Genomic DNA, 13888 nt, shown 5'->3' on the forward strand with positions numbered 1-13888 from the left:
ATTTCGCCTCTTTACTACCCGCGCCTGTTAATTGGGGGCAGTGTTTCCAGTTCTATTTTCCTGTGATTGTTTAGCGAAGCCTGGCTTTGGCCAAAAAAATGGCCGGGTAAAAACCCGGCCCGAGTCACGACAGCGAGGATAGTACGGCTGCAGTCACGCAACCGTAATAGGAGTGGGCGCAGTCGAGTCGCGCCCTCTCGCACCTCCTAAGAAACCAAATATCGGCCCTCGGGTCAATGCCTGTCTGCTTCAAATCGTTCAAATCCTTGGTTTTCAGTCATTTTTTCGGGGTGCAGCGCAGCATTTTCTACACTTTGGTGCACTCGGTACAGTCATAGTGGAGTGTCGCAAAATGCTTCGCGTGATCAGGCTTAAGTGATTCGCGCCCAGACCTTAGCCGCGGTTAATGAAACCGTCCGTTACCTTGCATGCCGCAGGGCCTAGAAGCACGACGAAAAGGGTCGGCAGGATGAAGAGAATGAGCGGCACTGTAAGAGTTGCAGGTAGGCGTGCCGCCTTTTCTTCCGCCAGCATCAGGCGCTCGTTTCGGAACTCCGCTGACAGAACCCGTAGGCTGCTGGCAAGCGGTGTGCCATAGCGTTCACTTTGCACAAGCGTCGTGACCACGCCCCTGAGCGCAGGCAGGTCTACACGTTCTGAGAGGTTCAATAGCGCCTGACGCCTTTCCGGCAGGAAGCCAAGCTCAATGGCTGTGAGGGAGAATTCGTCCGAAAGTTCGGGGGCCGCACGACCAAGTTCTTTTGCGACCCTGTTGAGGGCGCTGTCGAGCGTCAGCCCTGCTTCGGCACACACCACGAGAAGGTCAAGGGCATCCGGTAGGGATTTCCTTAGCGCGTCTGTACGTTTGGCTTTGATGTTAGAGACATACATGTCGGGCAGCTTGAAGCCCAAGAGGACAGCAGCGATCGAGAAGACTGGATACATGCCCGCCTTGCTGGACCAGACACCCATGCCGTAAAACATGGTTACGGCCAAAAGCCCCATAATCAACGGCATCGTCAGGCGGGCCACCTGAAAAATCACCAGCGCATCTTTTGATCTGAAGCCAGCCTGTGTCAGTTGGGCTGAGACTTTCTGCGTCTGTTCCTTCTGCAACAGCTGTAGCTTGTCGGCAAGCTTCCGCATGGCACCGACACCGTCTACCTTCTTGACTGGCGAGCGGCGCTTGGAGGTGGTCATCAAACCAGCCTTGAGGGAATCGCGCCTGTCCTGCAGGGACTTCACGCGGCCTTTCATGGGGTCGCGGACCAGGGCGGTCTGATAGATGGTGTACATCACCAGAAGCGCCACAAGCCCTGCAACCACCGAGAGGATATCAATGAACTGAATACCAAGAATGTTTTCGATTTCCTGCATCGGCTTTTAGACCTCGAACTTGATCATTCTGGACATGATGAAGATACCAAAGCTCATCCATAAAAGCCCGCCAATGCCGGCCATGATAGCTTTTGGATGGGTGAATAGAATGATGCCATAGTCATAATTGATGGCGAGGATCGCACCTAGCATGATGAAGGGCAGCAACCCGACGATCCAGGCACTGGCCTTGGCTTCTGACGACAGGGCCCTTACCTTGAGCTTCATGGCTTGCCGGCTACGCAGAATATTCGACAGGTTGCCCAGGGTTTCAGCCAAGTTGCCTCCTGTTTCCCGCTGTACCACAAGTGAAATCACGAAAAATTTGAAGTCTGGTGTGTCCAGCCTATCAGCGGTTTCCCAGAGTGCTTCTTCAAGCTGTTTGCCGAGCCGCATGGCGTCGGTGATTTTCTGGAATTCCACACCGGTTGGTGCGCTCATTTCCTTGGCCACGTTCGAGATACATTCGTTCACTGGCAGGCCGGACTTGAGGCCCCGTACCATAAGGTCCATGGCCTCAGGGAACTGTTTGGTGAAGCGTTCCTTGCGCTTGTTGATGCGGCCTGAAACCCACATATGTGGCAGGCCAAATCCGAGGATAACACCAAGCGCAACGGCAAGCACGCCACCAAAGCCCATGAAGAAAAAGAGGCCACTAGCAGCAACGGCAACGCCGAAGGAAACGGTGGCATATTTAGATAGTTCTATTTCAAGCCCTGCCTGGGCCAGGCGTTTCTGGATCTGATCCTGCCGGGGCAGCATTTCTGCTATCATGCCAGCCAGGCCTGCTTCTGCCTGGCGCAGGCGAATGGACCGTGCCTGTTCGCCCTTCAGTGTGGTCTTGGCGTCAAAGCGGGCCTTGAACTGTTCAAGCCGCGCGCGCGTTTCCTTGCGGCCCTTGCTGAGCATGCCGGTAATGAAGACGCCGAGCACAATCAGGATGATTGTGATCAGCCCGCCGGCCAGAAGGATGATATTCAGATTGGCGCCCTGCATGATCTATCCGTTCATTGCCTCCATCAACGCGCGGTCCAGGCCGAAATATTCGGCCTTCGTCAGGAAATGCGGCCGCACGCCGGTTGAATGGAAATGGCCCACCAGGCGACCGCTTTCGTCCTCACCTGTGAACTCGAATTTGAAAAGATCTTGGGTCGTGATTACGTCCCCTTCCATGCCGACCACTTCGGTCACGTGGGTTGTCCGGCGGCCACCGTCGCGCATCCGCTGCACCTGCACGATCATGTCCAGCGACCCGGCGATCTGTTCGCGGATGGCTTTTGCCGGCAGGTGTAGGCCAGCCATATTCACCATGTTTTCAAGGCGCGTCAGAGCTTCCCTCGGGCGGTTGGCGTGAATGGTGCCCATCGAGCCGTCGTGACCGGTGTTCATGGCCTGCAGCATGTCGATGGCCTCGCCGCCCCGGATCTCACCAAGAATGATACGGTCCGGACGCATCCGGAGGGCGTTTTTTACCAGGTCACGCATTGTAACTTCGCCCTGGCCTTCAAGGTTGGGTGGCCGGGTCTCCAGGCGCACCACATGTGGCTGCTGGAGCTGAAGCTCGGCCGCATCCTCGATGGTGACCACACGTTCGCCCTTGTCAATCATGCGGCTGAGGGCGTTCAGCATCGTGGTTTTACCCGAGCCCGTGCCGCCCGATATGAGGATGTTCAACCGACACGCTCCAGCGATCTTGAGCAGCTTGGCAAGGGGGGCTGTGATTGAGCCGAAATCCAGCATCTTGTCGAGTGTGATCTTGTCTTTGGTGAATTTCCGGATCGAAATCGAAGCCCCATCGATGGCAAGCGGTGGGGCAATCACGTTCACCCGGCTGCCGTCAGCCAGGCGAGCGTCACAGATAGGGGATGTTTCGTCTACGCGCCGACCAACCGCTGTCACGATCCGCTGGGCAATGTTCATCAGGTGCTGGTTGTCGCGGAAATGAATATCCGTGAGAGTCAGCTTACCTTTTTGTTCCACATAGACCTGATTGGGGCCGTTGACCATAATGTCTGAGATAGTGTCGTCTGCCAGCAGGGGTTCAAGCGGGCCAAGACCCAGCATGTCATCAAGAAGCAGTGTAACCAGATCCCGCTGCTCTGAGAGGTTCAGGTTGATCTTTTCCTGAACCAGCAGTTCGCCCACCACTTCTCCGACCTGCTCGGCAAGTTCGTGGCGTGGCAGTTCTGCCGCCGCTGCCGGGTCGATATGCTCCATCAGCAGTGTTTGAACGCGGGTTTTAGCTTCAAACAGAGTCTGTTTGTTGGCATCTTTTGTTTTCGGAGTTTCCGGTGCGGCATCGCCAATGGGGCCGATGTTGGCTTCAGCTTCGTTCAGAAGATAGGTTACCAGGTCTTTTTGTTCCTGCTCTGAAAGCTGGGCCTCTTCGCTTCTCATGATGCGTTCGACCAGCCCTTGCAGCTTTTTGGTTACCTCAGCCTTCTGGGACATCCGAAGTTCGTCGGCTGTGAAATTGTCCTTGAGCTGGGATTCCGCGAGGGAGGCAAGCATTTCGACGGCGCTGACAGTTCCTGCATCTGTGATGGGCGGTGTCGCGGTAGCCGATGGTGTCTGTTGAATTTCCTGCATCGTAGCGACGGAAGGCGAAGCAGCAGTGCTGCTTCTTCCGAAGCCGCTGCCGCGCTTCAGTCCTTGCCGTTTTTTTCCAAATGCCTGCGACTTCATACCGCTTAACCAGTCCTGACTTGCCTAGGTGTACCCGTTGAATTCACTCTCTATAAAAGCGCTATTTCTTTAACAATTTGTCTAGCCACGACCCAGATTTCTGGTTTTCCTCTTCGTCCGCGTCGATTAGCTGCATCAGTTCTTTGTAGGCGGCTGCCGTCTTGCTGTTTGGCACAGCATCGACAACCACTTTCCCTTGCTGTGAAGCTGCCATGGCGGTTTTCGGGTCGAACGGGATTTTGACTTCGACAGAACGCTCAATCGAATTTTCGAAATCTTTTTCTTCGACTTCGTTCGGCACCATGCCGACCTTGTCTGCAACCACATGGATGTCTGCGCTTGGTGCTGCCTGCTTGATGTGTGCCAGAAGGCGGATACAGTCGCGCGCAGCAGGAAGGGAGAAATCTGTCACCAGAATGATGTCCGTTGCTGCCTTCAAAATGTCGGTATGATCGCCCAGCATTTGCCGGGGGATATCAACGATCACATCGGAGTAATTTTCTCCAAGCGCAGTTACCAGCTGTTCAAGCGCCCCCTCAGCGGGTTCACGGAACGCCCCTACAGGTGCTTCAGCCGCAAGGATGGCCAGCTTGTCATGGGGTTTGACCACGGCGCGTTCCAGGAACAGGCCATCAACCCGGTGTGGGTTGTCAAGGGCGTCCGGCAGGCCGCGACCCGGTTCCAGATCAAATTGCATTGCCGACGTGCCGAAATACAGGTCAAGGTCAAGGATTGCGGTGTTCTTGCCCTTTTCTGCCATCAGCCATGCCAGGTTGGTCACGATTGAGCTGGTCCCCAGGCCGCCACGCACGCCAACACATACAATCTGGCGGTTTTCGGTTTTCACTTGTTGTTCCGGTGTTTCCTCCACAGCGACCAGCGCTTCCTGTCCAGCAAGAAGGGCATTCTGCAGAAGCTCAGCCGTTACCGGTTTTACCAGATAATCGAATACGCCAGCATGGATAAGGTCCCGGTACAGGGTAACGTCATTGACGTCGCCGATTGCCAGCACGAGGGTGCCTTCCTCGGCCACGTCAGCGAGCGCCTGCATATCAGCGCGCGGGTCTGCGCTGCCGGAGATGTCGACCACTAGGAATTCAGGGCACGGCATGGCGCCCAGCGCCCGCACCGCCTGGCCGATACCGCCAGAATAAACCATTTCCGGGTTCCAGCCGATTTTGGCGGCCACGCCAGACAAGGTCTGAAGCGTGTCATCATCTACCATGAATGCTGCGAAGGGCTCGCGGGCGGAAGTTTCAACTTTTGCCGTCATGTTCATTTCGCCCTCTTACTTCTTCTGATCGCCAGGCAAGCCAGTACCGGTACCGGAGCCAGATTTTGCCTTGGAATCAGCATTGATAAGCAACGGTGCTACGGCCCTTGCAGTGGATCCTCGGCCTTCTTGTCCAGCTACCAAATCGCGTGGATTGGCAACCATCAGACCAAGGTTGGAGGTGTTCGAACAGCCGAAAAAGCTGCTTGGGTTGTTGCGGCTGTTGTTGCTGCTTTCCGGTGCCCATTCGCCGCAATTGGGCGTAGTTACCACATAGCGCTCCAGATAAAGTACAACGCTTCCGTCTGACGGTAGCCCGCCAAGCGTGGCTGAGCCGCCATAGCTGTAGCCCTGGCTTTTGAGATAATCTTCAAGGGCGCTCAGGCGGGCGTCAGATGCGTTGCCACGATCCAACATCAAAACATCGCCATAGGTGATGTTTGCCGCTTTAAGGAAGCTCTGGATACCGGCATAGGTGGCGCTTGATGGGGTGCTTGTGCCGTCATCTTCCGCCCTGATTTCATAGGGCAGGCGGATCATCTGCACGCTATTGCGCATTGTGGCTTCATAAGGCGAAGCTGTCGCCACATCCGTATGTTGGCATGCCGATAGGCCAAGCAGCCCAAGGCCAAGGAATGCCGATTTCAGAATTTTTGCCTGATAGGTCATGGTCCTGTTCCTTTTCTGCTTTTTTGCCTAGTCCAGCTGGAAGCCGGCTCGCTTCTTCAGCGAGGCACCGCTTTGCTTGTCTTTATTTGCTGCATCGTTTGCAGGTTGCGGCACCCAGGACCGGCCATTCAGATAGCGGTCCATATCGTTGGGGGCAACGAAGCGATCGGTTGGCAGCACCAGCTGACGGTCAGAGACCGGGCGAACAACATAAGGTGTAACGACAATCAGAAGCTCAGTTTCATCACGGCGGAAGGATTCCGAGCGGAACAAGGCGCCCAGGATCGGGATATCGCCAAGGCCAGGAATCTTGTTCGCGTCCTGCACAACATCGTTTTGCAACAGGCCAGCAATCGCGAACGATTGCCCGCTGCCTAGCTCTACCGTCGTTTCTGCCCGACGCGTACTGATAGACGGGATGCTGATGCCTTCAACCCTGATCGCGCCAGCACTTGAAAGGTCGCTCACTTCTGGGCGAACCCGCATGGATATGCGACCGGAGTTGAGGACGGTCGGGGTGAAATCGAGTTTCACGCCAAATTCGCGATACTCAATTGCGATGCCATCACGGCTTGGTACAGGGATCGGAAATTCGCCGCCCGCTAGGAAATTTGCGGCTTGGCCGGTCAGGGCCGTCAGGTTTGGTTCAGCCAGAACCGTCAGGAAGCCCTGTTGGTCCAGCGCGTCGATCGCATAGTTCAAATCCAGCGCATTGCTGACGACGTCGCCATAAATGGATTTCACACCCTGCTCAGGGAATTGGAACAACTTCAGCGGACCTTCGGTGATCGGATCGACGATAATATCTGCCACGTTGCGGCCCGTAATCATGCCAATGCCGAAGTTGGAGCCGAAATAGCCGCCCTCCCAGTTGAAGCCCAGTTGCTTGACCACGCTACGGGAAACCTCGGCGATGCGGACACGCAGGTTCACCTGGGTCGGCTGCATGATTTCCAGCTCGTTAATCACACGGTCTGTCGCCAGAACGTCTTTGGCCAGATATTCAGCTGTGGCCGCCTGGTCCGGGCTGTTAACGCGGCCATGCAGCACGATGATGCTACCGTAGGTGCTGACCGAAATGGCGGTGCCCGGAAGCATATCTTCATAGGCGCGGAAGAGCGCGTCCAGGTTTCTGGTCACCGCCACATTGGCGGCATAGATGGTCTGGTCCTTGTCGTCCAGCGCGTAGAAGCTGGTCTCGCCTTGGGCTTTGCCATAAATATAGATCACGCGCGGTGACTTGACCTGTACGTCAGCCACATTCGGGTCCACAATGAAGACTTCCGCGGCCGGACGGTCAAGCCTTACCAGCGTACCCTTGCCGACCTGTACAGGCAGGGACACTTCGCCAGCATCTACAATGCTGGCACCCGACATGGATTTAAGGGATTCTGCCTGTGCCGGCATAACCGGTGTCAGGGACGTGAGCGCGAGACCGAGCAAGGTCGTTCGCACGATGTTATTCATCTGCCTGATCATTTGCCTCGCTCCTTGCTTTCGCCTGTGCCGTCAACTTCCTGCGCGGTTGAACCACGACGGACAATCACCACATCGCGCTTTTCATCTTCAGCGGCATCGGGGCGGAACTTGCTCACTTCCGGACTGTCCGTGAAGGTAAGCGTGGTACCCACTGGCGGGCTGTCAGGGTCGGAAGGCAGGCTATCATTGCCGCCCACGAGACTACGGAGGCTGAGCGACAGGCTACCAAGGCGCTCCAGCATGGCGACCTTTTCAGCCATCTTCGGAGTGACCTCAAGGGTTGCCGTCTTGGCAATCTTCACTTCTTCCGCATCAGCAGGGCTGCGTTGGTCGACACCAAGTACCCGCACATTCTGGAATACGGTCTCGGACGTTACGTAAGGGATTTTTGTACCTTGCATATCGAAAGATTGGGTCAGGATAACGTCCACCCGGTCACCCGGGAAGACAAAGCCCCCGACGCTGCTGGTGGGTGACAGCTTTACAGTCACAGCGCGCATGCCAGGAGACAGAACCGCCGCCATGAAGCCTTTTTCGCCCTGCGAAACCATCGCAGATTTGGTGACCGGTTCGCCGCCCGAGATCGGCGCACGAACAACCTTGCCTACAATATCTTCGATCTTGCTTTTTGGCTGGCTGTAATAGTCTGCCGCCAGGCCATCTTCAGGCCACGACCGCCAGGACACATGATCCTTTGTCAGGATAGTGCCAACAGGCAGGGGCTTGGATGCAACGAGAATCTTCGCGGCAGGTGCTTGCACCGCCGTTGCTTGCACTTGTCGGCTCTGCTGTTCAAGGCCGCTAAGGAAGCTTCGGGTCAATAGGACCACCAGCAACACGCCGACGCCTGCGACGGCAATTAGAATTAGGCTTCTGGGGTTCATAGTCCCCTCCTGGCTTTTGTCACACACTTCCCAGGCCATGGTCAGGCCAAAGGGTTAATAATTCTTCACGAATTAGGTCGAAAGTGCAGATATCTGGTGGAAGCAGATCCACAGCCCCCCGGCTGAAATCGCGACGCCATAGGGTACTTTGACACTATGTTCCGATTTGTCTTTGCTCCAACGGCTCCAGGCAAGGAGGGCAAGGGCAACAATTCCGCCGATTACTGCAACATAGAGCACAAAAGAGAGCCCCAGGTCCGGGCCGGCGAAAAGGGCCACTGCGGACATTAGCTTTACGTCTCCACCACCCATCGCGCCCGTTGCAAACAGGGCCAGACCGACAAGGAAGACCGAGCCTCCGACAACAATTGGCCATACAAGGGCGGCCATGACATTTGTGCCGGATAGAAGGTCAGCTGCAACTGTTACTCCGAAAAGTCCGACTAGGATCAGGCTAAGGCGGTTAGCGATGCGCCTGGTCTTCAAGTCTTCAATTGCAGCGAGGATAAGCACCACAGCAACGGCCACAAATATGCCTGTATATATGGCTGTCGTTGCTTGCATATCTTGCCTGAGAACTGCTTTCCCGAAATCTGTATTCAGATCCCAATTTCACTAAAAAAGCCGCCGGCAAAAGTTTTCCCCCAGCGGCCTTTTGAGTTTCTTGCTTTCCAACTGTCCGTTGGTAGCCAGCTTAACCTGCAGCAGGCGCTGCTGGTGTAGCAGTTTCAACTTCTGTTGCAACACCTTCAAACATTGCGCTGAGGTCACCGCCAAGGGTGTTCAGTGCAGTGATCAGTGCAACAGCGATGAGGGCTGCGATCAGGCCATACTCGATGGCGGTAGCGCCTTCCTCGTTAGTACGTAGTTTGTTCAAAAACTTAATCATTGGTTTTCTCCAGCTGCCAAGATTGGATGTCACCTTTATAGCGGCGAACAACTAAATAAAAAGTTAACAGCAAGTCTAAAATGCTTTTTATTACAAAGACTTATTGTAAAAACTGAAGTAAAATTAGCTAAAATTTTATCATGCTTAACAAGCTATTGATTATGTTCATGAATCTAGGCATGGGCGACATGAATATCGGGGCGAATTAGGGAGAGTTTTGGGCTTTCATTAGGCTGAAAAAGGCAGCTGGCTGGAAGGCTGTCGTGAAAACTTTAAAAAAAATCGGTGATTTTTAGAACCCGAAAGGTGCTTCCGGGTGCAAAACGAATCGAAAATCAGCGTTATTACAGGACAGCGAAAGACTCGGGGCTAAGCCTTTCATGCTTGCGTGTCCGAGCGAGAATGTTGTTTGCTGTCACTTGCGGCCAATGACTGCTTGGTCAGGGTTGGATTTCCTGCAGGGCGCCAATGCGGGGCCGAAAATAGGATGTCTTGCGGATCGTGTAGCTGTCGAGGAATGAAAATATGAGAGGCTCGTAGCTATAGAATATTTCTGTTGCCAGGATGGTTTCATCGTCCCTTAGCGTTAGTCCTGCGGGAACGTCGATGGCATCACCCTCATCTCCGATGTCACTGCCGTGGACAAGGTTGCCACCACCAGAACGCTGCCAATAGATCGTCGAGGGTACGTCTTCTGCTTGGCTGATAGCGGATACATAGGCGATAGTCCGGGTTTCCGTGTCAAACGGTCTCATGATCTGAGGTACAACCTCGAAAATATCTGCGACAACAGCTTCGGTGATTTCCTCATCCCGGGTGGCCAAGTCAGATACTGCAACCACGGTATGCTGCAGCTTCAAGTGCAATAGAAGATAGTTCCCCACCTCTACGGTTCCCATCAGAAGCACTATATAGAGCGGCATCGACAGTGCGAGCTCAGTCAGAACTGCCCCGCGCTGATCCGAGCAGATGCTTTTGATGATGCGTCTAAAACGGTTCATTGCGGACTGCTACTGTTGCCTGGATGGTGATTGAACGCTCTGCCCATTCGGCGAAGCCGGTGATGCTGTTTGCAGGGTAAGAGAGACGGTAAAGTACTATGTCGCCCGCGTCTCCAAGGCCTGCAGAAGCCATGTCAGAGTCCCATTTTCCGTTGCCATTGACGTCCGAATAGGCTTCGCCTTCGTCGTAGGTGCCACTGTCATTTGCGTCGGTGTATGGCTCGGCGTTGCCGATGTCCGAGAATTGTTCATATACCAGTGTCTCTACTGTCACCTGGTTCATGTCGATCCAGCCAAAAGTTTCCTCTTCGACGATCTGCAGCAACTGCTCTTCGCGCGTCGCTGTTGGGTCGCTACCTCCCGTAACACCAAACCGTGATGCACGAAGGACGGCATTCTCAAGCGCCGCATTGATGAAAAAATAATTTCCTACTTCGAGGACACCGACGATCACGGAAAGCAGGATAGGAAGCCCGATCGCAGCTTCGACTACAACTGAGCCTTCTGTCTGCTTCCGAAATTTCTTTAGCCATTTCCGAATTGCCATAGCCACCTCCTACTTTGAAAGCCTGAGGTTGGATAGTTGCCTGCCAATGGAATCGAAAGCCTCTTCAAGTGACGCGGCGGTGGGCGCATGGAAATAAAAGGATGGGTTGGTGGCGCAGGCGGAGTAGGCAGCCTGCGTACTGCTATCGGGCGTGTCGCCGAAGGTGATGGTGTAGATAATGATACCATCGGCCTTGATGTTTGCGCATGTGGTGTCGAACCGGTCATCCAATTCGTTGCGTGCGTCATAGATATTGTTGAACCCAAAGTCCTCGACTCGGCCGTAGGCGGTATAGTCTGATCCGCCGAGCTCATCATCAGCGCTGATGAACTGGTTTACGCCGTCGGTCAACATCACGATCACTTTGTCCATAAAGGGCTCGTCATGATCCAGCGGCAGCTCTGCGGGGCTGCCAGACCACTGTCCGCGCCAGTTGGGGCTTACGACGCGCCAACCCCAGGTCAGCCCAAGGTTGGCCGCAGTGCCACCGAAGCTCCAGGGCTCCATGGCATCGATGGCATTAAGGATTTTCGTCTTCTCGGCAACCAGTGGTGTGATTTGGGGGCCGCATCCCCTGTTGGGGCCGAGTGCGGTTGAAGAGTTGTTGACTTCTTCAATGGTGCGCACGCCTGTGTCGTCATCGATCCAGGGGTTGTCCTCTTCCGCTTCATACCAGCCCCGTCGCCAGCTGTATTTCCATGTTACATAGTCTGTGTCTTCCCAGAAATAAGGCTCAAACGGTGCGAGGCTGGGGGGCGTATCTGTCTGGTCTTCACCGTCCGGGCGCGCCTCAAGGCATCCCATCCATTCAGTGGGTGAATATTCATTATCCACCTTTGTTTTCCCCGCAGCCGACAGCCAGTCATAATGCGCGTTTCCGACATTGACGTGGGTAATATAGGGAACAACGCCAACCCATAAATTTGTGTTGGTCTCATCATCGCCATACACCACATCAATCAGATTAGCGGCGGCGGTTTTCATAGTGGTAATCTTGTTGTCGCTTCGCATGGAGCCGGTATTGTCCATTACCAGTACAAGTTCCATGCCGCGGGTTTCCCGCGTAATTTCGGTATCTACCGTTACGGTCAGGGAATCGTAACCAAACAATGTCATAAAGGTGGCTTCGACGGTGGCGGTCGCGGTCAGTGTGATCAGTTCATTGTCATCGCTGATGACAATATTCATGTCGCTTGCGGATGCCATGCCGCCCGTAGCTGCTATGTTCGCATTGAAAAATTCAATCGCGTCGGCCTGCATGGTATCTACGTCCATTGCATGGCCAGCGGCCAGCCCGGCAGAGTCCAGTGACTTTTGCAGCACATCCTTGACATAAAAGACGCGCGCACCGTCGATTGTGAGCCCGGCCGCGGCCGTCAGTGTCAACATGCTGCCAGCCACCATGGGCAGAAGGCTGCCGCGCTCATCCTGACCAAGACGCGCCAATAAGCGGTTGGCAGCATCAAGTGCCTTACCTGTCTTTTTTATCCACTGTTTCATTGCCTGAACCTTGGAAACTACCTGTTTGGTTGAAAGGCTGAGCCTCTGGTTGTGGCATGTAAAGAAATGCAGAAAGTTTTAGGTAAATTGCGCCCATGAAATAGTTGGGTTGTGTGAATACGATCTATGATTTTATGTAATGTTTTTAGGAAGTTAAGGTGTGTATTTGGGCAAGTTCAATCGCCAATTTTGCTAAAAAACGGGTTATTTATGCACCGAATGTAAACGAATCTGCAGTAGCGTTTTAGGTCCAGGCAACGTGACCGGAACGACAGGCAAACGATTCGGATGATAAAGCTTTCGGAAATAAAACGCTTCTGGCGTGACGAGACTGCTGGCATGATCACTTTAAGTGCATTCATGTTGCCAGCAATATTGGGTTTCGCCGGGTTGGGCATGGATGTATCAGGCTGGTACATGGAGCGGCGTGATGTCCAGAACCTGACAGATATGGCCGCAATCGACACCGTGCACTCCGGCAATAACTTTACCGACGCTGATCTGCAAGCGCAGGTTTCTACTTTCCTGAATGACCGGGGATTCGACCCCGCCCGGGACACTCTTACGCTGAATACTCCCCCAAGTCAGGGCGATTATGCAGGGCAGACCGGCTTTTATGAAATTATTGTCTCCCGGAATGTAGAGCTGACGTTCCTTAGCGCTTTCTATGCCATTACAGGCAACTCGCTCACCGTCAATGTCTCGGGGCGGGCCGTGGCAGGTACACTCATTATCGGCACTCAGTGCGTCGTGGCACTGGACGACACAGAAGATCGGGCATTGAATTTTTCGGGCAGCACGATTGTGGGGACCGACTGTGGTGTGGCATCTAATAGCGTTAGCGAGCAGGCCATCTATATCGGGGGTAATGCCGAGCTTGATACGGTATCTGTGCAAACTGTAGGTGATATTGAAGTCTCTGGCGGCGGGGTTCTCACGAGTGATTCTCCGCCACAGTCGCTGTCCACTCCCGCTGATGATCCATATACCAGCCTGCCGATCCCAACCGATATGGGGTGTGATGTTTCTGGCAACACAAATGTTGGTGACAATGATGTAATGACGCCGGGTCGTTACTGCGGCAATTTGCGCATCCAGGGTGAGAATATTGTATTTGAGCCGGGCGTATATGTGATCGAAGGTGGCGACCTGATCGCCAATGCGAACTCCGAGTTCTCGGGGGAAGGCGTGACCTTTATTTTCACAGGTGATACCGCCGGTGATGTGGGTAGCATTTCGATGAACGGTAGTGCTACGGCAACGCTTTCCGCACCGACCACAGATGGCGATACATATGAAGGTATCCTCGTTTATCAGGACCCTATTGCCGATTACCGCAGTGCAGGGGTGTCTGCCATCTTCAATGGTGGGGTTAACCTCATGCTTGATGGTGTGATTTATATGCCGCGTGCAGACATCACTTTCACCGGCGGCGCCCAGGCAGAACCATCCTGCCTGCAGGTATGGGGTGCGACGGTTACATTTTCTGGCGATAGCGTAATCGGCAATGATGATACAATATGCGAATCCATGAACCTGGAGACATCTCCACAGTTCCGGATCATGTTGGTGGAGTAGGGAGAA

13 protein-coding genes are annotated in these 13888 nt (G+C 54.2%); 1 reads left to right on the top strand and 12 read right to left on the bottom strand.

All coding sequences use genetic code 11. The features are described 5' to 3' along the window. Positions 1–393: 393 nt before the first annotated feature. The 12 genes from KORM41_RS01890 to KORM41_RS01945 all read right to left on the bottom strand — a co-directional run bounded on the left by KORM41_RS01890 (position 394) and on the right by KORM41_RS01945 (position 12304). Positions 394–1377: a type II secretion system F family protein gene (locus KORM41_RS01890; RefSeq protein WP_068143797.1), complete on the bottom strand. Its 984-nt coding sequence runs from the start codon at positions 1375–1377 to the stop codon at positions 394–396. A gap of 6 nt (positions 1378–1383) precedes the next feature. After that, positions 1384–2373: a type II secretion system F family protein gene (locus KORM41_RS01895; RefSeq protein WP_068143799.1), complete on the bottom strand. Its 990-nt coding sequence runs from the start codon at positions 2371–2373 to the stop codon at positions 1384–1386. 3 nt (positions 2374–2376) lie between these two features. After that, on the bottom strand, positions 2377–3966 hold the full coding sequence (locus tag KORM41_RS01900) for a CpaF family protein (RefSeq protein ID WP_231727074.1): 1590 nt from the start codon (positions 3964–3966) through the stop codon (positions 2377–2379). Positions 3967–4123: 157 nt separating this feature from the next. Continuing rightward, positions 4124–5335 (bottom strand): AAA family ATPase, encoded by a 1212-nt coding sequence (locus KORM41_RS01905; RefSeq protein WP_231727075.1) that lies wholly within the window; start codon positions 5333–5335, stop codon positions 4124–4126. A gap of 15 nt (positions 5336–5350) precedes the next feature. Then, positions 5351–6004 (bottom strand): CpaD family pilus assembly lipoprotein, encoded by a 654-nt coding sequence (locus tag KORM41_RS01910; RefSeq protein WP_068143805.1) that lies wholly within the window; start codon positions 6002–6004, stop codon positions 5351–5353. A 27-nt stretch (positions 6005–6031) separates the two neighbouring features. Beyond that, positions 6032–7483 carry a type II and III secretion system protein family protein gene (locus KORM41_RS01915; RefSeq protein ID WP_068143807.1) on the bottom strand — a complete coding sequence of 484 codons (1452 nt, stop codon included), beginning with the start codon at positions 7481–7483 and terminating at the stop codon, positions 6032–6034. After that, a complete protein-coding gene (gene cpaB, locus KORM41_RS01920; RefSeq protein WP_068143809.1) occupies positions 7480–8367 on the bottom strand; it encodes a Flp pilus assembly protein CpaB in 888 nt (295 codons plus the stop codon). The genes KORM41_RS01915 and cpaB overlap by 4 nt, the downstream gene beginning before the upstream one ends. 72 nt (positions 8368–8439) lie before the next feature. Beyond that, the gene (locus KORM41_RS01925; protein ID WP_068143811.1) at positions 8440–8931 is read right to left on the bottom strand and encodes an A24 family peptidase; all 492 of its coding nucleotides are present in this window, start codon (positions 8929–8931) and stop codon (positions 8440–8442) included. A 130-nt stretch (positions 8932–9061) separates the two neighbouring features. Next, the gene (locus tag KORM41_RS01930; protein WP_068143814.1) at positions 9062–9256 is read right to left on the bottom strand and encodes a Flp family type IVb pilin; all 195 of its coding nucleotides are present in this window, start codon (positions 9254–9256) and stop codon (positions 9062–9064) included. A 440-nt stretch (positions 9257–9696) separates the two neighbouring features. Next, complete coding sequence (locus KORM41_RS01935; RefSeq protein ID WP_068143816.1) at positions 9697–10257, bottom strand: TadE/TadG family type IV pilus assembly protein; 561 nt, start codon at positions 10255–10257, stop codon at positions 9697–9699. Next, positions 10244–10804, bottom strand: a complete 561-nt coding sequence (locus tag KORM41_RS01940; protein WP_068143818.1) for a TadE/TadG family type IV pilus assembly protein — start codon at positions 10802–10804, stop codon at positions 10244–10246. Before KORM41_RS01940 ends, KORM41_RS01935 begins: the two co-directional genes overlap by 14 nt. Positions 10805–10813: 9 nt before the next feature. Continuing rightward, positions 10814–12304 carry a TadE/TadG family type IV pilus assembly protein gene (locus KORM41_RS01945; protein WP_068143820.1) on the bottom strand — a complete coding sequence of 497 codons (1491 nt, stop codon included), beginning with the start codon at positions 12302–12304 and terminating at the stop codon, positions 10814–10816. A gap of 288 nt (positions 12305–12592) precedes the next feature. Here KORM41_RS01945 and KORM41_RS01950 point away from each other — a divergent pair, with 288 nt between their 5' ends. Beyond that, complete coding sequence (locus KORM41_RS01950) at positions 12593–13882, top strand: Tad domain-containing protein (protein ID WP_068143821.1); 1290 nt, start codon at positions 12593–12595, stop codon at positions 13880–13882. Positions 13883–13888: the final 6 nt, after the last annotated feature.

The organism is Kordiimonas lipolytica, assembly GCF_001550065.1.

What these genes read in the sequence shown, in the direction of transcription:
- KORM41_RS01915 (WP_068143807.1), bottom strand. Translation starts at nt 7,483, where the DNA reads ATGATCAGGCAGATGAATAACATCGTGCGAACGACCTTGCTCGGTCTC.
- KORM41_RS01905 (WP_231727075.1), bottom strand. Translation starts at nt 5,335, where the DNA reads ATGACGGCAAAAGTTGAAACTTCCGCCCGCGAGCCCTTCGCAGCATTC.
- KORM41_RS01895 (WP_068143799.1), bottom strand. Translation starts at nt 2,373, where the DNA reads ATGCAGGGCGCCAATCTGAATATCATCCTTCTGGCCGGCGGGCTGATC.
- KORM41_RS01900 (WP_231727074.1), bottom strand. Translation starts at nt 3,966, where the DNA reads ATGCAGGAAATTCAACAGACACCATCGGCTACCGCGACACCGCCCATC.
- cpaB (WP_068143809.1), bottom strand. Translation starts at nt 8,367, where the DNA reads ATGAACCCCAGAAGCCTAATTCTAATTGCCGTCGCAGGCGTCGGCGTG.
- KORM41_RS01890 (WP_068143797.1), bottom strand. Translation starts at nt 1,377, where the DNA reads ATGCAGGAAATCGAAAACATTCTTGGTATTCAGTTCATTGATATCCTC.
- KORM41_RS01925 (WP_068143811.1), bottom strand. Translation starts at nt 8,931, where the DNA reads ATGCAAGCAACGACAGCCATATATACAGGCATATTTGTGGCCGTTGCT.
- KORM41_RS01940 (WP_068143818.1), bottom strand. Translation starts at nt 10,804, where the DNA reads ATGGCAATTCGGAAATGGCTAAAGAAATTTCGGAAGCAGACAGAAGGC.
- KORM41_RS01910 (WP_068143805.1), bottom strand. Translation starts at nt 6,004, where the DNA reads ATGACCTATCAGGCAAAAATTCTGAAATCGGCATTCCTTGGCCTTGGG.
- KORM41_RS01930 (WP_068143814.1), bottom strand. Translation starts at nt 9,256, where the DNA reads ATGATTAAGTTTTTGAACAAACTACGTACTAACGAGGAAGGCGCTACC.
- KORM41_RS01945 (WP_068143820.1), bottom strand. Translation starts at nt 12,304, where the DNA reads ATGAAACAGTGGATAAAAAAGACAGGTAAGGCACTTGATGCTGCCAAC.
- KORM41_RS01935 (WP_068143816.1), bottom strand. Translation starts at nt 10,257, where the DNA reads ATGAACCGTTTTAGACGCATCATCAAAAGCATCTGCTCGGATCAGCGC.
- KORM41_RS01950 (WP_068143821.1), top strand. Translation starts at nt 12,593, where the DNA reads ATGATAAAGCTTTCGGAAATAAAACGCTTCTGGCGTGACGAGACTGCT.